Raw genomic sequence first — 16,050 nt, forward strand, 5'->3', positions numbered from 1 at the left:
GTCGTTCCGAGAGGTGGCCGTCGGCTTTCGGTGACAGGCGACCCTAGACGAGGGTCCGGCGCATCGTGCCGGTCCCGATACCCGGCGCGATGCGCTAGGGCCGGTCCCGCAGAATCCGCATCACCGCCCGGTCGAGGGCCGACAGGAACGCCGAGCGGTCGGCCCGGGAGAACGGCGCCGGGCCACCCGTGATCGTGCCGGCCTCGCGCAGGGACTGCATCAGGTCGCGGGTGGCCAGCGCCATGCCGATCGAGGATTCGCTGAACGGCTTGCCGGTGAAGGCCAGGACCGTGGCGCCGGCCTTCACGCAGCGAGCGGCCAGCGGCACGTCGGCGGTGAGCACGATGCTGCCGTGCCCGGCCCGCTCCGCGATCCAGTCGTCGGCGGCGTCGAGGGCGGAACCGACGACGACGCGTACGATCCAGGGCTCGCGCGGCAGGTTAAGCACGCTGTTGGCGACGACGTGGACGGTGAGGCCGTAGCGCGCCGCTACCCGGTAGGTCTCATCCTTCACCGGGCAGGCATCGGCATCGAGATAGATCGTCGGCCGGTTCTCGGTGGCGCTCATCGCCGGGGCACCAGCTTCGAGGTGAAGCCCGCCAGGATCAGGAGCGCCCCGAGGGCGAATTGCCAACGCTCGATATCCCCGCCGATCGACAGCACCACCGCGCGGCCGATGACGATCAGCCCGAGCAGCGGAAAGCCGAAGCGCAGGGCCATCTTGACGACGATCAGTGCGGTCCGGGGTCTGGCCTGGGCTGGTGCCATCAGCGGATCGCCGCGACCCTGCGCGGGGCCGGATCCTCGGTCACCGCGACGCCGGCCTCGTCACCGCGCTCCAGCGTCGCCACAGACAACGGTGCGCCGCGGCCACGCAGGGCGTGGGCGCCCAGCGAGCGCGCCCGCACCCCCGCGGGCAGGCGCGGCAGCCGGCCCAGGAGATCCTGCGAGATCAGGATGCCGACCCCGAGTGGCCGGCACAGGGCTTCGATCCGCGAGGTCACGTTCACGGCATCGCCGAAATACGCGATCTTGTGGCGGTCGACGCCGACTTCGGCGGTGACCACCGAGCCGCCATGCAGCGCGGCGCGCAGCTTCGGCACCGTGCCGAACCGGCCGGTCCACGCGGCCTCGTCGGCCTCGATCCGGTCGATGACGTCGAACACGCAGGTGACGCAGCGCGCGTCCTTCAGGCCGCGGCTCATCGGCCATGTCACCATGGCCAAGTCGCCGATATAGTCGTCCACCGATCCGCCGTTGCGGCGCACCGGCTCGGCCAGCGTCGCGAAGACCGCGCTGAGATATTCCTGCGCGCGCAGGTCGCCGTGCGCCTCCGCGAAGGCGGTCGACCCGACCACATCCAGGAACAGGAAGATCCGCTCTTCGGCCACCGGCTTGTGGTAGCGGCCGATCATGAAATTCACGAAGATCTCGCCGCCGACGAGGTCGCGCATGCGGATGACGAAGACCAGCAGGCCAGCCACCGCCAGCGCGTAGGCGAGGACGCGGGCCGTCATCCGGGTCGCCACGGCGAGTTCGTCGCCGGTCAGGCCGAAGCTCCAGACGATCAGGCCGCCCAGCGCGTTGCCGGCCACGATCATTAGCACGTAGGCCAGTTCGGCCGCGATGACGTAGAGCCAGGCCGGGAGCCGGCGTATCCGGGCCTGCAACCCGGCCAGGATCAGGCCGCGATCGAAGGCCAGCACGGTGGCGCCCATGGCCAGGCCGTAGGTGAAGCCGGCGAGCGGCGCGGCGGCATCGGCGAAGATGACGTTGTACAGCAGCCCGGCGCCGGCGGCGGCCAGGAGGATCAGCGACCAGAACATCCGGTGAGCCGGCAGCATCAGCGCGTCCCCCCCAGGGTCGGCTCGGCGCCGGCGCCGCACGGGGCGCTCCAGGCCCGCGCGGGCAACCGGGCAGGCCGCTTGGTAGGCCCTGTGGCGGCCTCGTTGAGCGCGGTGTGAGACACTGGCCTAAAGTTCAACACCGGAGCGGCGACGGCCCATTGCTCATCCCCCCAAGATGGCGCGAGTAAGGCGCAGCGGGGTCCGCGTATCGGCTCGATCGGGTCGGGCGGACGATCAGAACGAGACCCCGCGCGGCCGGAAGGGAGCGCTGCCATGTACGCCAGAAGCTTCGGGGCGACGCGCGTCTCGGTGCCGGTCATCGGCCAGGGCACGTGGCATATCGACGGCTCGGACAGGGCAGACGCCGTGCGCGCCCTGCGGGCCGGCATCGATGCCGGGATGACGCATATCGATACCGCCGAGATGTACGGCGACGCCGAGTCGATCGTGGCCGAGGCGACCGCGGATTGCCGCGAGGAGGTGTTCCTCGTCTCGAAGGTGGTCCCGGGCAACGCCACGCGCCGCGGCGTCGTGCGGGCCTGCGAGGCCTCCCTGCGGCGGTTGAAGACCGACCGGCTCGACAGCTACCTGCTGCACTGGCCCGGCCAGCATCCCCTGGCCGAGACGATCGCGGGGTTCGAGGACCTGCGCCGGGCCGGCAAGATCCTGTCCTGGGGCTTGAGCAACTTCGACGTCGACGACCTCGACCGGGTCCTGGCCATCGCCGGGCCGGACCGGATCGCCTGCAACCAGGTGCTGTACCACCTCAACGAGCGGGCGATCGAGCACGCGGTGCTGCCGTGGTGCGAGAGGCACGGCGTCGCGATGGTCGGCTACTCGCCGTTCGGGAGCGGCGAGTTCCCCGACCCTTCCAGCGCGGGCGGCCGCGTGCTCGACGGCATCGCCAGCACCCACGGCACGACGCCCTACGCGGTGGCCCTGGCCTTCCTGACCCGCCTGCCCGCGACCTTCACGATCCCCAAGACCGGCCGGCCGGCGCGGGCGATCGAGAACGCGGGCGCCGCGGACCTGCATCTCGGCCCGGCCGAGATCGCCATGATCGACGCGCATTTCCCCCGCGGGCCCCGGCCCCGGATGCTGCCGATGTTGTGAGCGACGGGGGCAGCCGGATACCGTCGACGCGAATGGCGGGGGGCGCGGAATCGCTGTACCGCGGCCGTCACGCGCGCCGCCCGAAAGCCCCCGACCGTCATGCTGAAATCGCTCCTGCCCTCGGCGCTCGCCCTCACGGCGGGCGTCAGCATCGTCATCCAGCAGGCGCTGAACGCGAATCTGCGCACCGCCCTCAACTCGGCTGCCCTGTCGGGGGTCGTGAGCTTCACGGTCGGGGTGGGCTGCATGGTCGTGTTCGCGCTGGTCGCCCGGGACCCGATGCCGTCCGCCGGGGTGCTCGCGCGGATCCCCTGGTGGGCGTGGAGCGGCGGGATGTTCGGGGCGATCTTCATCGGCCTCGGCATCGTCCTGGTCCCGCAGCTCGGGGCCGGAACTTTTCTGGCGCTCCTGGTCACCGGCCAGATGCTGGCCTCAGTCCTGTTCGACCATTACGGCTGGCTCGGCCTCGCCCAGCGCCCGGTCGACCTGCCGCGGGCGCTCGGCGTCGCGCTGCTGATCGGCGGCGTGGTCCTGATCCGGCGCTGAGCCGGACCGGCTTACTCGCCGATCCCGAACAGCTTCTCGACGAAGTTGCGGTCGTCCTTCGGGGCCGCCCGGCGTGCCGGGGCCTGCTGGCGGGGCGCGGGCGCGGCCGGATCGCCGAAGATCTGGCCCAGGAGGTCGGCCGGGGAACTCGGCGCCGCGCTCGCCACGGAAGCCGTGGTCTCGGGCGGCGGCTTGCGCCAGCGGTTGATGCCGGGCAGCGGAACCGGGTTCTGGCCCTTCAGCGCCTGGGTCATGTAGGTCTTCCAGATCTCCGCCGGCAGGTTGCCGCCGGTGACCTTCTTGGTCAGCTCGCCGTCGTCGTTGCCGAGCCAGATCCCGGTGACGAGGGTACCCGAGTAGCCGATGAACCAGGCATCGCGGAAATCCTGGGTCGTGCCGGTCTTGCCGGCCAGCTCCCAGCCCGGGATGTCGGCCTTCTTGGCGGTGCCGGACACGAAGGTCTCGTGCATCATCGCGTTCATCATGCCGTCGGCGTTGGCGTCGATGACCCGGCCGAGACCGTTGTCGGAACGCTTGTACAGCATCTTGCCGGCGGCACTCTTCACGGAGGTGACCACGTACGGGATCACCCCGGTGCCGCCGTTGGCGAAGGCCCCGTAGGCGCCGACCATCTCCAGCAGGGTCACCTCGGAGGTCCCGAGCGCGATCGAGCCGTTGGCCTGGAGCGGCGAGGTGATGCCGAGGCGCTGGGCGGTCTGCACCACCGTCTTCGGGCCGACTTCCTGGCCGAGCCGCACCGCCACCGTATTGAGCGAGTGCGCCAGCGCCATGCGCAGCGTCACCGGGCCTTCGTAGCGGTGCGAGTAGTTCTCAGGCGCCCAGGTGCCGATCCGGATCGGCGCGTCCTCCTTCACCGTGTCGGGGGTCGCCCCGTGCTCCACGGCGGCGAGGTAGACGAACGGCTTGAACGAAGAGCCGGGCTGCCGCTTGGCAGTGGTCGCGCGGTTGAACTGGCTCTGGGCGTAGTCGCGCCCGCCGATCAGCGCGCGGATCGCCCCGTCCGGCCGCATCGAGACCAGGGCGCCCTGTCCGACGTTGAAGCGCGTGCCCTTGGCGTTCAGCTCGTCGGTGAGCGCCTTCTCGGCGAGCGCCTGCAGGCCGGTGTCGACGGTGGTCTGGACCGTGATGTCGGTGTCGAACTTGCCGACGTAATCGTCGAGCACGTCCATCACGAGATCGGCCACGTAGTTGGCCGAGCCGCCGCCGCGCGCGTTGGCGGGCCGGGCCGGCTGGGCGAGCGCCACCTTGGCGTCCTGCGCCGGGACGAAGCCGAGCTCCTGCATGGCAGCCAGCACCTGCGCGGCGCGGGCCTGGGCGGCGGGCAGGTTGCGGTTCGGGGCGAGCCGCGAGGGCGCCTGCACGAGTCCGCCGAGCATCGCGGCCTGGGCCAGCGACACCTCCTTGGCGGGCTTGCCGAAGTAGCGCTGCGCCGCGGCCTCGACGCCGTAGGCGCCGGCGCCGAAATAGACCCGATTCAGGTACAGTTCGAGGATCTCGTCCTTGCTGTACTTGTGCTCCAGCCACAGGGCGAGGATCGCCTCCTGGATCTTGCGCGAGGCCGAGCGCTCGGGGGTCAGGAACAGGTTCTTGGCGAGCTGCTGGGTCAGGGTCGAGCCGCCCTGCGCGACGCCGCGGCGTGTCAGGTTCTGGCCAATCGCCCGGAGGATGCCCACCGGGTCGACGCCGAAATGCTGGTAGAACCGCCGGTCCTCGATCGCCACGAAGGCGCGGGGCAGGTAGGGCGGCAGCTCCTTGATCGAGACCACCCGGCCGCCGGTCTCACCCCGGTTGGCCAACAGCGAGCCGTCGCTCGCCAGGATGGCGATGTTGGGCGGGCGCTTGGGCACCGCGAGCTGGTCGATCGGCGGCAGCTGCGAGGCATGGTAGGCGATGAGGCCAGCGACGCCGATCACCGCCCACAGGCCGAGCACCACGGTGCCGTAGGCGATCCGGCCAAGCCACGAGCGCCGGCGCCGGCCGGACTTCTTCTGGGTCCGGCGTGGCGCCGTCTTGGCCGGAGCCCGCGCCATCTCGTCCGCTCGCTTACCCACGCGTTCCCCTGTCCCGGCCCGGTCGTCCCGGGACAGGCGCAGGTCGAGTTCGCCGCGATCCCGGACGCGCCCTTCCGGCACGTCGAAATTCGGCTCCATCCTGCCCCGACCCTTGGCCATGCATCCCGTCTTCGAACGATCCGAAACCAGCGCGCGCGTGCGTTGCGGCGTAGCCCGGTTACGGCACGCTAAATGCGGCGGTTTAAGGGGTCGTTAGCGTTCCGTTCAGCACCCCGGCCCCGGCCGCGGGCATCCCCGCACCTTAACCCGAGGCGGTCGGATCCTGCCCCAGCACCCGCCGCGCCTCGGCGAGCAGCACCGAGTGCCGGACCGATTGCGGGCCGGAATCCGGCGTCTCCCGGCCGAGCCGGGCGATGCGCGCCGTGAACAGCTTTCGGCGCAGGCCGAACCGGCCGATGCTGGCCGTGAGCGCCAGCAAGACGACCCGCACGGCCTCGGTGCGCTCCCGCTCCTGCACGATCTCGGTCTTCAGCGCCTCCTCGCGCTGCAGGGCGGCATCGAGTTCGAGCCGGACGGCGGCCCGGCTCGCCTCGTCCCGGCGCGCGGTCTCCAGCTGGATCCGGCATTCCTGCAACGCGCTGAGGATCATGAGCTCCTGCGCCGACGCATCCCGCATTGAGTCCTCCCGGTGCACCATCGCCCGGTGAACAACCCGGCACGCGCCCGATCCCTGTCATGAAAATTCGGCCCCGACCTGCGAAGGCGTCGAAGGGCGGACCGTCGCTGCGGTTCGCCTTACCGATGCCGGGCGCCAGCCGGAAGCCATCGCCCCACGATATCGAGGTCGCGATCAGCGGCGAAGCCGGGATCGACGCCATGCGTTGCAGGATTGCCGTAGCCCTGGGGGCATCCTGAACGCCGCGAAGCTGGCGAGCCTGCAGCGGCGGCGCATCTCCTGGATGACCCAAACACGTATTGAGTTTCGGCCTGGGATACCAGTCTCCGCGCGCCATCCAGCCCGTTAACCGTCTCGCCGTATTGTTCAGTCCGCGCGCCTGGGTGTCGCGGACCGGGACCGGAGAGAGGGTGCGATGACGGAGGATCGCCGCGGGGCATTCCGCAAGAACGCCTTCACGTTCGGCACGCTGCTGCTCGCATGCGGCGAGGTCGGCTGCCTCGTCTGGGACGCCACCGAGACCGGCGCTCAGATCGAGGTCGAGGAGGATCAAGCCGTGCCGGACCGCTTCCCGCTCCGTCTGACGGACGGGGCCGACCCGCGGCAGGCCGCCGTGGCGTGGCGGCGCAGCCGCCGGATCGGCATCGCGTTCGAGAGCTGAGCTGCCGGCCTCAGGTGGCCGCGAGGGACGGACGCGGGCGCGGCGCTCCCGCCAGCCGGAACCAGGCCGGACGCACGAACAGCAGGGCGAGCGGCGTGTGGCGCACCAGCCGCTCCAGGGCCAGCGGCACCAGCAGCGCCGCCGCCATGACGATCAGGCTCGCAAGCCCGATATCGTTCACGAGCCCGGTGCGGACCAGGATCTCGCGGGTCGCGGCCATCGGCAGCGAGAAGGCGAGATAGATCACGATCGAGCGCTGGCCGCAGGTCCGGAGGGCTTCGGCGACGGCGGTCCCCGACCGCTCGATCAGCGCGGCCACGACCACGATCGCCAGGGCGCCGGCCGCCCCGAGGGCGAGGCTCGCGATCGGCAAGCTGGCGAGGGTCGGGTAGGCCGGATGGCCGGCGGGCGTCAGCGCCATCCATCCTTCCAAGACGGCCCAGGCGGCGAGGCCGCACAGCGCGGGGCCGACATGCCGGCGGGCCGCGTCGGCCAAGGCGAAGATCCGGCCGGCGAACAGGTAGCCCGCCACGAAGTAGACGTAGCGGCCGCAGAACTCCTCGACGAGGGTCGCATCGCTGCGGATGTCGGCGACCTGCAGCAGGGCCGCGCCGGCCAGCAGCAGCGCCCCCGGGCACCGGCGCAAGACCTTGGTCACCACGGAGAAGACCGCAAGCAGGTAGACGAACCACAGGCTGGAATACGGCTCGACCAGCGCGTGGGCGAGATGGGCGGCGAAGGCGCCCGGCCCGGCATCGCTGACGATGCCGCCGTAGCGCGCCGCCGACTGAATCACCAGCCAGAGCCCGTAGAAGTAGGCGAAGTGCAGGACCCGGCGGTCGGCGAACAGGCGCCAGTCCCGGTCGATCACCCGCCCCAGGAACAGGCCGGACAGCAGGAAGAAATCCGGGATCCGGAACGGTTTGGCGAAGGCCACCACCGGGTGCAGGAATCCCTCGCCGCCCAGGGCCGCACCGGTGCCGATGACGGAATGCATCATCACCACCATGAGGATGCAGATCCCCTTGGCGATATCGACCCAGGCCAGCCGGCCGCCCACGTCCCCTGCCCCGCCCATCGTTCAGCTCCCAGACCGGGGCCAGTGTGGATCGACAAGGTTGACGGGGTTGCCGGCCCGGGACCGGAACCTGCAGATGTCCTGAGCGCCGGGTAAACGGCTGCCTCAATCCCGACGCTTGCCCGCGCGGCGGTCGCGGGTCATGCGCGTGGCGGCGTGGAAGTCGTCGGGCTTGCCGCGGATCCAGACCACGAAGCGCGCGATCTCGGGATCGTCCCGGAGTGCGTCCACGTCGGCGAGCCGGCGGGCGATCTCGGCCTCGCTGTAGCGGGCATGGATCGCCGAGTGGCAGATCTGGTGCAGCCGCACCGTGCCCTGGTGGGTGCCGCCCTTCAGCTTCGGGGTGAGGTGGTGCAGGCTGGAGCGGGCGCGGGGCGGGATAGGCCGGCCGCAGAGCGGGCAGACCGGATCCATCCGGGCAACCGCGCCGGGCATCTCCGGATCGTCGGCGTTCCAGCGCCGGGGGCGGCGTCCGACCAAACGATGTCTCCTCCCGTCCTTTCAGGGCACAGCCTGATCCGGCGTCCTGCAGGCCGGCCCCACACGTCCGCGGAACCACGCCTCGGCCTCGCGATCCCGGGACCCGAAGATCGACATGTGGTCGCCCGGCACCAGCTCGAACCGCGCTCGGGGCCCCGCCGCCGTAGCGAGCGCCCGGGCGAGCTCGGCCGGCACCACCGGGTCGTCGGTGCCCTGGACGATCAGGACCGGCGCGGACGTGCCTTGGATGCGCCGGTCCGAGCGATAGGTGTCGCGCAGGAGCCAGGATGGTGCCAGCGGGACATGCAGCCGCACGGCATGGGTCAGCGAGTCGAACGGTGCTTCAAGGTAGAGCCCGATCGCCTCGACTTGCCCGGCGATCGCGACCGCCACCGCGGCACCCAGGGAATGGCCATGCAGCAGGATCGGCGCCCCCGGGGACCGTGCCTCAGCGGCCGCGACCGCCGCCAGCCCGTCCCGGATCAGGCCGTCCTCGCTCGGCGTGCCGGTCGAGCCAGGATAGCCGCGATAGGCCGGCGCCAGCACACCCCAGCCGGCCGCGCGCCACGGATCCGCGGCGAAGCGTGCCGCGTGCGGCTCGGGCCGGGAGCCGTTGCCGTGAAAGCTGATGACGATGCCGCAGCCGGGATGCGGCGGCCGCCACAGGGCGAAAAGCCGCTCGCCGTCCTCTGTCGCTACCGTGACCGGCTCGGTCCCGGGCGGTGCCGCCTGGATGCGCACGGGTTGCCCGTTCCAAGCCGCGCCCGGGTAGATCAGCCGCCGCTGGAACAGCACCAGGGCGACGAGCCAAGCCAGGTAGAGCACCGCCAGGGCGGCCAGCAGCAGGAGCAGGATGCGCATCGTTTCTTGAAGGTTCAAAGATGGGCATCGTAGCCAAGTTTGTTTGGCCCAGGACGGCTTTGATGAGTGGTTGGGCGGCCCTGCCCCTACACAGGGCTCTTGTCTTTGGGCGACCGGAGCTTCTCCCGCCGTACAACACCAGCCTGTTATCCGCTCAGCTCGCCGCAGCATTGACAAACCCATCCCCGGGGCCGAGTCTTGAACTGTTCCGAGGGGGGCCCTGAAGGGGGCTGAGATTGGGCATGCTGCCCTGACCCTTGAACCTGATCCGGCTCATACCGGCGGAGGGACGGGAACCCGCGGCTGCTCGCGTGCGTGCGGCCGGATCTCATCTCAGCCATCGCGTGGTCCGGAGCGCTCCAACACGAGGAGAGGCCCACGATGAACGCACCCGTTCTCCCCAAGGACGTGAAAGGCAGCCCCGAGACCGTGACCACGGGTCCGGTCACCGGGTCGCGCAAGGTCTACGCGAATCCGGTCGGCCGGCCGGACATCCGGGTGCCCTATCGCGAGATTGCCCTGTCCGATCCGAAAGAGGAGCCGGTGCGGGTCTACGATCCGTCGGGCCCCTACACCGAGACCGACGCCCGCATCGACCTCACCGCCGGCCTGCCCGGCGTGCGCGAGCCCTGGATCGCGGCGCGCGGCTACACCGCGGTTGAGCCCCGTGCGGTCAAGCCGGAGGATAACGGCTTCGCCGGCGACAAGCTCGTGGCGCCCTGCCCCGCTACCCGGACGATCCGCATGGCGGCCCCCGGGCAGATGGTGACGCAGTACGAGTTCGCCCGAGCCGGGATCATCACCGAGGAGATGATCTACGTCGCCCACCGCGAGAACGCCTGTCGCGACGCGATGCTGGCGGGCGCCGAAGCCACGCTGGCAGACGGCGAGAGCTTCGGTGCGTCGGTGCCGCCGTTCATCACCCCAGAATTCGTGCGCGACGAGATCGCCCGCGGCCGCGCGATCATCCCGGCCAACATCAACCACACCGAGCTGGAGCCGATGGCGATCGGCCGGAACTTCCTGGTCAAGATCAACGCGAACATCGGCAATTCGGCCGTGACGTCGTCGGCCGCGGAAGAGGTCGAGAAGCTGGTCTGGTCGATCCGCTGGGGCGCCGACACGGTCATGGACCTGTCCACCGGCCGCAACATCCACAACATCCGCTCGTGGATCATCCGGAACAGCCCGGTGCCGATCGGGACCGTGCCGATCTACCAGGCGCTCGAGAAGGTCGGTGGCGACCCGCTCAAGCTCGATTGGGAAGTCTTCAAGGACACGCTGATCGAGCAGGCCGAGCAGGGCATTGACTACTTCACCATCCATGCCGGCGTGCGGCTGGCGCACGTGCCGCTCACCGCCCGCCGGGTCACCGGCATCGTCTCGCGGGGCGGCTCGATCATGGCGCGCTGGTGCCTGGCCGGGCACCGGGAATCGTTCCTGTACGAGCATTTCGACGAGATCTGCGACATCATGCGGGCCTACGACGTGTCGTTCTCGCTCGGCGACGGCCTGCGTCCGGGCTCGATCGCCGACGCCAACGACGCCGCGCAGTTCGGCGAGCTGGAGACGCTGGGCGAACTGACAAAGATCGCCTGGGACAAGGGTTGCCAGGTGATGATCGAGGGCCCCGGCCACGTGCCGATGCACAAGATCAAGGTCAACATGGAGAAGCAGTTGCGGGAGTGCGGCGAGGCGCCGTTCTACACCCTCGGCCCGCTGACCACCGACATCGCCCCCGGCTACGACCACATCACCTCGGGCATTGGCGCCGCCATGATCGGCTGGTTCGGCACCGCGATGCTCTGCTACGTCACCCCGAAGGAGCACCTCGGGCTGCCGGACCGCGACGACGTGAAGACCGGGGTGATCACCTACAAGATCGCCGCCCACGCCGCCGACCTCGCCAAGGGCCACCCGGCCGCCCAGCTGCGCGACGACGCGCTGAGCCGCGCCCGGTTCGACTTCCGCTGGGAAGACCAGTTCAACCTGGGCCTCGATCCGGATACGGCCCGTCGCTACCACGACGAGACCCTGCCCAAGGACGCCCACAAGGTCGCGCATTTCTGCTCGATGTGCGGGCCGAAGTTCTGCTCGATGAAGATCACCCAGGACCTGCGCGCCGAGGTGCTGGCGATGGAGGAAGCGGGCGAGGTCGTGGGCGCGTCGCCCGCAATGTCGAAGGCCGAGGCCGAGGCCGGCATGCGGGCCAAGTCCCAGGAGTTCCTGGCCGAAGGCGGCAAGCTCTACATCGACGCGGCCGAATGAGGAGCCGGCACGCCCCGTCCGCTCAAGACGTGGGCGTGCCGCACCCGCCGCCGCCGCCGCGCGGCGCCGTGATCTCGATCGCCGAGTCCGGCTCGGCCCCGTAGGCATCGTAGAGCGCCGCGAGCATCAGGTCGGCGGCGATGCCGACATCGGGAGGATCTCCGAGGCTGACGGTGCGCGAGAAATTCGCTTCTCCGTCGGCTTGGGCATACTGAAGGGCCCGGAGGGCGGCCTGGGATTGCGCCTGGAGCCGAAAACCCGTTTTCCCGTAGGCGCCAGACGAGGCTTCGCACAACATCACGGTATCGAAGGGCTGGAAGATGCACTGGACATAGTGCATCGGCCGATCGCGCAGCGCCACCACGATGAAGCGATCACGCGACGTTTCGACGGGCCCGCGCCGATGGATCGCGTCAAGGCGCGCCACGACCTCGCAGCGATGCTGCCGGATGAACGCCCCCGGGGTGATAATCCTGATCGCGCCTGTCCGCTGCCCGGTGGTGCCTCGGCAAACGCCGCAACCAGGAGCGCCACCGCTATTCGGGTCCAGCGCATGGATACCTCCGGACGCGTGCCGTTCCCCGTGGCGCAATAGCGACACGGATCGCCCCACCCGCGCGGTGCGCGGCATCAAGGACCAGACGAATCGCAAAATGATGCCGTTCCGGTAACGCGATCTTCATCGCGACTCGGGCTGCCGCGCAACCATCCCCTGCGCCGGGGGGCGCCGTTAACGGACGCTTAGGCGGCAGAACCGCTGAATCCCTCGATCACAGGATCGCAGGAGATCAGCCATGGATATCCGTCCGCTCAATGCGACGACGCCGGGGCCGCAGGGTCTCGAGTCGCTCGCGGCATCGGCCGCTCCGGCCGCCACCCAGGACACGACGCCGGCCCAGGCCGCCACCGCTCCGCTGGAACCGGCGGTCAAGCTCGATATCACCCCCACCGGCGACAAGGCGCGCTACATCCAGGATCCGGACACGAGCTCGATCGTGTTCCAGGTGGTGGATTCGCGGTCCGGCAACGTCGTCGAACAGCTGCCCAGCGAGACGGCCCTGCGCAACCGGGCCTATGACGCTGCCCGCGAATCGCACGCCGCCGCGGGGAACCTGTCCCGGATCGCCTGAGACGCTGGCTCCGGCGCAGGTCGCTCCACTGGGCGAGGTCCGGCTTGCGAACACGCTTTCCTGCAGAAACCGAAAGACCCCGTTTGACGGACTTGTCGGCGGGCTGCTAGATCGCATTCGTACACGGGTGCACGGAGCACCCACGAGGCCCCGGCCTTGTGGGCGCCACTCCACCGCACCGGCCGTGTCCGCGGGCGTAGTTCAGTGGTAGAACGTCAGCTTCCCAAGCTGAATATGCGGGTTCGATTCCCGCCGCCCGCTCCACTTTTTTCTACTTTACATCAGCCCGTCAGTTCCGCTCGCCGCGACTGATCAGCCCCACGGGGAGGCGAGATGTGTTCGCCACGGGCGCGTTGGCGCCCGGGGCTCGAGACGCCTCTCAGGGACGCATCCTTTAAGATCAGCGTGTCGAGCGTCAGATCTGCGATTACCGGCGAAAGATGCCGGTTCCCCGTCTCAAGATCCCTCATCCGCCTGCGAAGCCGTTCGGCAACTTCGCAGGCGCGGGCCTCGATACCCGAAGCGTCGGCAAGCTTACGTACGGGCCGCTTCGAGCATGCCGGTCGCCAGGGCCACCCAATAGGCGGCCCCGATCGGCAGGGCGTCGTCGTTGAAGTCGTAGCCGGGATTGTGAAGCGGCCGGCCGGGCTCGGCGCCGTCGGTGCCGAGCCAGACGTAGGCGCCGGGGCAGGCCTGCAGCATGTAGGCGAAGTCCTCCGAGGCCATCGACGGCGCGACATTTCCATGCCGGGCCGGTATCGCCGGGACCCGGGCCGCCGCGGCGAGCGCGAGCGGGACGGCGTCCGAGGCGTTGACCGTCGAGGGATATCCGGTGTGGTAATCGACCTCGGCGGCGCCGCCATGCGTGCGGGCGGTTCCCGTGGCGATCTCCGTGATGAGAGTCCCCACCGTCCCGCGCACGCTCTCGGACAGGCAGCGGACGGTCCCCCGGATCGTGGCGAGGTCCGGGATCACGTTCCAGGCGTCGCCGCCGTGGACCTGGGTGATGCTCACCACCGCGGGATCGAGCGGGGCGATCCGGCGGCTGACGATCGTCTGCAGGGCCAGAACCGTCTCGGAGGCGATCACCAGCGTGTCGATGCCCCGCTCCGGCATGGCGGCGTGCGTCCCCGAGCCCCTGACGCGTATCTCGAACGTGTCGAGGGAGGCCATGATCGGGCCCGGGCAGGTGGCGAAGGCTCCGAGTGGCAATCCCGGCCAGTTGTGCAGGCCCCAGACCGTGTCGCAGGGGAACATCCGGAACAGGCCGTCCTCGACCATCGCCCGGCCGCCGCCCTCGCATTCCTCGGCCGGCTGGAAGATGACCCGGACCGTACCGCGCAGGTTCTCGGCGCGGGCGAGCTGGCTGGCGGCGCCGAGCAGCATCGCGACATGCCCATCATGCCCACAGGCATGCATCACCCCCGGGTTCCTGGAGGCGTGGGGCAGATCGGTCGCCTCGTGGATGGGCAGCGCGTCCATGTCGGCGCGCAGGCCGACGATCGGGCCCTCTCCCCGGCGCAGCGTCCCGACGACGCCCGTCCGGCCCAGGCCGCGATGGACCTCGAAGCCGCAGGCGGCGAGTTCGCGTGCGACGAGATCCGCGGTGCGGACCTCCGCGAAGGCGAGCTCCGGGTGGGCGGCAGGTCGCGCCGCCAGGCGACCATGCGATCGAGGATGTCCGCGTCTATGCTCATGCCGTTCGCTCCCTGGCCGTCACAGGTCCAAGCCCGGCCATCCCTGCGCGTCGGTCGATCCGCCACCGAGCCCGGCCCGGCGGCGGATCGAACCATGTCTCACGTCACCGGCACATGCATCCAGAACTGCGCGATCAGGGTCGCGCCCAGGAATGTGCCGGCATTCGCCATGAACGAGACCACGACGATGCGCCAGCCCAGTTGCCGGAAGGCGGGGATGTCCTTGGCTATGGACAGGCCGGCGAATGTCAGGATCGGAGTGGCCAGGGCGAGGAAGTTGATCTTGCCGGTCATCGCGGCGATTTCGGCCGCGTACGGCATCGCCGGATAGGTCAGCGCCATGCCGATCAGGGAGACCCAGATCACCGCGGGAAGCTTGCGCGCCGAGAGCACGTAGAGGCCCCAGCCGAGGATCACGACGCCAATGATGATCGCCATCCCGCCCACGACGGCGGCGTCGGGGATCACGCCGTAGGTCAGATAGTTGCCGATGAGCCCGTAGGCGCCGATCAGCAGCCACGCCACCAGCATCTCGGCGAATCCGATCGCGGTTTCCTCATGCTCCGGGGTCACGGCGACGGCCGAGGGCTCCCGGACCGTGTTGGGGCGGTTGCGTCCGAGGATCGGTTCGAGCTTGCCGTAGGCCCAGATCGTGAAGGGCAGCGACAGGAAGAGCGTGAAGTAGGTTCCGATGGTCGTGGTGATCAGGTTGCTCGCCGCCGCGAAGGTGGCGACATCCTTGGCCACCTCGGGGGTCTGCTGCGCCGCGATGGCCCCCGAGGCGGCGGCCATCATGCTGCCGGATCCGACGCCGGCCCCCATGGCGAGCGCGAGGGGATTGAAGATGTTCAGGCTGGCGATGAGGCCGGCCAGGACGGCGATGAAGACCGCCCCGAACACTGTCCCGGTGAGGTATTCCGCGAGCACGCCGCGCCCCTCGGGGGAATCCATCCCGTAGCGCTCGCCGATGATGGCCAGGCTCGGCTCCCGGCCGACCGAGAAGGTGGCGCCGATGGCCTCTCGCTTGATGCCGAGGAGAAGGGCGACCGGAAGGCCGAACACCATGGTGCCGAAGAAGTGGCCGAACTCCTGGAACACGAGCGACCATCCCTACGCGAAGATCCTCGGCAGCGAGCCGCCGACCAGCAGGCCGAGCTTTGCGATGAAGACGAGGAGGGCCGGCTGCAGGAAGGCGGCCGCGGCCGACTGCGTCGAGGACCGCAGGCGCAGGAGGGCCGGGAGCCGGGGGCTCGCCAGACCGAGGGCTCCGCCGAGCAGGAGGGCCCACAGCAGGGGCAGCAGGACGATCTTTCCGGTCCCGACGGGGATGTTGATGTTGCCGATGGCCTCGGCGATGACGACGATGACCAGGGCGATCAGGAACAGGCGGACGCGGCTCGGTCTTTCGGCCGGGTTGGCCTCGACTGGGACCGGGCCTCGATGGATTGCTTCCTGTGCCATGGCTGTTGTCCTCCCTGCGATGGGTCGCGGCGCTTAGGGTCCTGATTGTTGTTCTTGCGCCGGCGGCGGGGCCCGCGGACCTGGTCGTGGGCCCGCGGGGCGTCGAGGGCGTCCGTGTGGCGGCGGCCCGTTCGGGCGGGCGCCGTCCGGTTCAGCCCACCCGGCTCAGCCGACGTAGCCGAAGGCGACGCCGGGTTGG

Annotated in this window: 15 protein-coding genes, 1 tRNA gene, 1 pseudogene and 1 riboswitch; of the genes and pseudogenes, 6 read left to right on the forward strand and 11 right to left on the reverse strand. The window is 70.1% G+C overall.

Going from position 1 to position 16,050, the window contains the following annotated elements; all coding sequences use genetic code 11:
* Positions 1–94 precede the first annotated feature (94 nt).
* Genes FV242_RS09090 through FV242_RS09100 form a run of 3 tightly spaced genes read right to left on the reverse strand, consistent with a single transcriptional unit; the run spans position 95 to position 1,844 of the window.
* The gene (locus FV242_RS09090) at positions 95–568 is read right to left on the reverse strand and encodes a YaiI/YqxD family protein (RefSeq protein WP_147905897.1); all 474 of its coding nucleotides are present in this window, start codon (positions 566–568) and stop codon (positions 95–97) included.
* A complete protein-coding gene (locus FV242_RS09095; protein WP_147905898.1) occupies positions 565–768 on the reverse strand; it encodes a hypothetical protein in 204 nt (67 codons plus the stop codon). The genes FV242_RS09090 and FV242_RS09095 overlap by 4 nt, the downstream gene beginning before the upstream one ends.
* The gene (locus FV242_RS09100) at positions 768–1,844 is read right to left on the reverse strand and encodes an adenylate/guanylate cyclase domain-containing protein (RefSeq protein WP_147905899.1); all 1,077 of its coding nucleotides are present in this window, start codon (positions 1,842–1,844) and stop codon (positions 768–770) included. Before FV242_RS09100 ends, FV242_RS09095 begins: the two co-directional genes overlap by 1 nt.
* A gap of 276 nt (positions 1,845–2,120) precedes the next feature.
* Here FV242_RS09100 and FV242_RS09105 point away from each other — a divergent pair, with 276 nt between their 5' ends.
* Together FV242_RS09105 and FV242_RS09110 are read left to right on the forward strand one after the other, a co-directional pair.
* Positions 2,121–2,960, forward strand: a complete 840-nt coding sequence (locus FV242_RS09105) for an aldo/keto reductase (protein ID WP_147938693.1) — start codon at positions 2,121–2,123, stop codon at positions 2,958–2,960.
* A gap of 99 nt (positions 2,961–3,059) precedes the next feature.
* Entirely contained in the window at positions 3,060–3,506 is a 447-nt protein-coding gene (locus tag FV242_RS09110) for a DMT family transporter (RefSeq protein ID WP_147938694.1), read from the forward strand.
* 11 nt (positions 3,507–3,517) lie between these two features.
* Here FV242_RS09110 and FV242_RS09115 read toward each other — a convergent pair whose 3' ends face one another.
* The gene (locus FV242_RS09115; RefSeq protein WP_147905902.1) at positions 3,518–5,698 is read right to left on the reverse strand and encodes a transglycosylase domain-containing protein; all 2,181 of its coding nucleotides are present in this window, start codon (positions 5,696–5,698) and stop codon (positions 3,518–3,520) included.
* A 142-nt stretch (positions 5,699–5,840) separates the two neighbouring features.
* Positions 5,841–6,215 carry an ATP-dependent helicase gene (locus FV242_RS09120; RefSeq protein ID WP_147938695.1) on the reverse strand — a complete coding sequence of 125 codons (375 nt, stop codon included), beginning with the start codon at positions 6,213–6,215 and terminating at the stop codon, positions 5,841–5,843.
* 415 nt (positions 6,216–6,630) lie between these two features.
* Between FV242_RS09120 and FV242_RS09125 the strand changes: the two genes are divergently transcribed.
* Entirely contained in the window at positions 6,631–6,876 is a 246-nt protein-coding gene (locus FV242_RS09125) for a pilus assembly protein PilZ (RefSeq protein ID WP_147938696.1), read from the forward strand.
* A gap of 10 nt (positions 6,877–6,886) precedes the next feature.
* Here the strand turns inward: FV242_RS09125 and FV242_RS09130 are convergent, their stop codons facing one another.
* The 3 genes from FV242_RS09130 to FV242_RS09140 all read right to left on the reverse strand — a co-directional run bounded on the left by FV242_RS09130 (position 6,887) and on the right by FV242_RS09140 (position 9,295).
* Complete coding sequence (locus FV242_RS09130) at positions 6,887–7,954, reverse strand: acyltransferase family protein (protein ID WP_147938697.1); 1,068 nt, start codon at positions 7,952–7,954, stop codon at positions 6,887–6,889.
* A 105-nt stretch (positions 7,955–8,059) separates the two neighbouring features.
* Positions 8,060–8,434: an HNH endonuclease gene (locus FV242_RS09135; protein WP_147938698.1), complete on the reverse strand. Its 375-nt coding sequence runs from the start codon at positions 8,432–8,434 to the stop codon at positions 8,060–8,062.
* A gap of 21 nt (positions 8,435–8,455) precedes the next feature.
* A complete protein-coding gene (locus FV242_RS09140) occupies positions 8,456–9,295 on the reverse strand; it encodes an alpha/beta hydrolase (protein WP_147905907.1) in 840 nt (279 codons plus the stop codon).
* 201 nt (positions 9,296–9,496) lie between these two features.
* Positions 9,497–9,602: riboswitch (TPP riboswitch) on the forward strand.
* 74 nt (positions 9,603–9,676) lie between these two features.
* On the opposite strand from FV242_RS09140, the gene thiC reads away from it, so the two are divergent.
* On the forward strand, positions 9,677–11,563 hold the full coding sequence (thiC, locus tag FV242_RS09145; protein ID WP_147938699.1) for a phosphomethylpyrimidine synthase ThiC: 1,887 nt from the start codon (positions 9,677–9,679) through the stop codon (positions 11,561–11,563).
* A gap of 22 nt (positions 11,564–11,585) precedes the next feature.
* Here the strand turns inward: thiC and FV242_RS09150 are convergent, their stop codons facing one another.
* Positions 11,586–12,194: a hypothetical protein gene (locus FV242_RS09150; RefSeq protein WP_147938700.1), complete on the reverse strand. Its 609-nt coding sequence runs from the start codon at positions 12,192–12,194 to the stop codon at positions 11,586–11,588.
* Between the two features lie 163 nt (positions 12,195–12,357).
* Here FV242_RS09150 and FV242_RS09155 point away from each other — a divergent pair, with 163 nt between their 5' ends.
* Together FV242_RS09155 and FV242_RS09160 are read left to right on the forward strand one after the other, a co-directional pair.
* Positions 12,358–12,693 (forward strand): flagellar protein FlaG, encoded by a 336-nt coding sequence (locus FV242_RS09155; RefSeq protein WP_147905910.1) that lies wholly within the window; start codon positions 12,358–12,360, stop codon positions 12,691–12,693.
* Between the two features lie 190 nt (positions 12,694–12,883).
* Positions 12,884–12,957 (forward strand) — tRNA-Gly (locus FV242_RS09160).
* Positions 12,958–13,227: 270 nt separating this feature from the next.
* On the opposite strand, the gene FV242_RS09165 is transcribed toward FV242_RS09160, so the two are convergent.
* Both FV242_RS09165 and FV242_RS09170 read right to left on the reverse strand, forming a co-directional pair.
* Positions 13,228–14,352 carry a M20 aminoacylase family protein gene (locus FV242_RS09165; RefSeq protein WP_306440291.1) on the reverse strand — a complete coding sequence of 375 codons (1,125 nt, stop codon included), beginning with the start codon at positions 14,350–14,352 and terminating at the stop codon, positions 13,228–13,230.
* A gap of 137 nt (positions 14,353–14,489) precedes the next feature.
* Positions 14,490–15,851, reverse strand: a pseudogene (locus FV242_RS09170) (DUF3100 domain-containing protein).
* Positions 15,852–16,050: the final 199 nt, after the last annotated feature.

Origin of the sequence: Methylobacterium sp. WL64 (assembly GCF_008039945.1) — a bacterium.
In the GTDB taxonomy this organism is placed as follows: domain Bacteria; phylum Pseudomonadota; class Alphaproteobacteria; order Rhizobiales; family Beijerinckiaceae; genus Methylobacterium.

Coding starts and splice junctions, on each gene's coding strand:
- FV242_RS09150 (WP_147938700.1), bottom strand. CDS start 12,194: ATGCCGCGCACCGCGCGGGTGGGGCGATCCGTGTCGCTATTGCGCCAC.
- FV242_RS09095 (WP_147905898.1), bottom strand. CDS start 768: ATGGCACCAGCCCAGGCCAGACCCCGGACCGCACTGATCGTCGTCAAG.
- FV242_RS09155 (WP_147905910.1), top strand. CDS start 12,358: ATGGATATCCGTCCGCTCAATGCGACGACGCCGGGGCCGCAGGGTCTC.
- FV242_RS09130 (WP_147938697.1), bottom strand. CDS start 7,954: ATGGGCGGGGCAGGGGACGTGGGCGGCCGGCTGGCCTGGGTCGATATC.
- FV242_RS09125 (WP_147938696.1), top strand. CDS start 6,631: ATGACGGAGGATCGCCGCGGGGCATTCCGCAAGAACGCCTTCACGTTC.
- FV242_RS09140 (WP_147905907.1), bottom strand. CDS start 9,295: ATGCGCATCCTGCTCCTGCTGCTGGCCGCCCTGGCGGTGCTCTACCTG.
- FV242_RS09090 (WP_147905897.1), bottom strand. CDS start 568: ATGAGCGCCACCGAGAACCGGCCGACGATCTATCTCGATGCCGATGCC.
- FV242_RS09110 (WP_147938694.1), top strand. CDS start 3,060: ATGCTGAAATCGCTCCTGCCCTCGGCGCTCGCCCTCACGGCGGGCGTC.
- FV242_RS09105 (WP_147938693.1), top strand. CDS start 2,121: ATGTACGCCAGAAGCTTCGGGGCGACGCGCGTCTCGGTGCCGGTCATC.
- FV242_RS09100 (WP_147905899.1), bottom strand. CDS start 1,844: ATGCTGCCGGCTCACCGGATGTTCTGGTCGCTGATCCTCCTGGCCGCC.
- FV242_RS09115 (WP_147905902.1), bottom strand. CDS start 5,698: ATGGCCAAGGGTCGGGGCAGGATGGAGCCGAATTTCGACGTGCCGGAA.
- FV242_RS09120 (WP_147938695.1), bottom strand. CDS start 6,215: ATGCGGGATGCGTCGGCGCAGGAGCTCATGATCCTCAGCGCGTTGCAG.
- thiC (WP_147938699.1), top strand. CDS start 9,677: ATGAACGCACCCGTTCTCCCCAAGGACGTGAAAGGCAGCCCCGAGACC.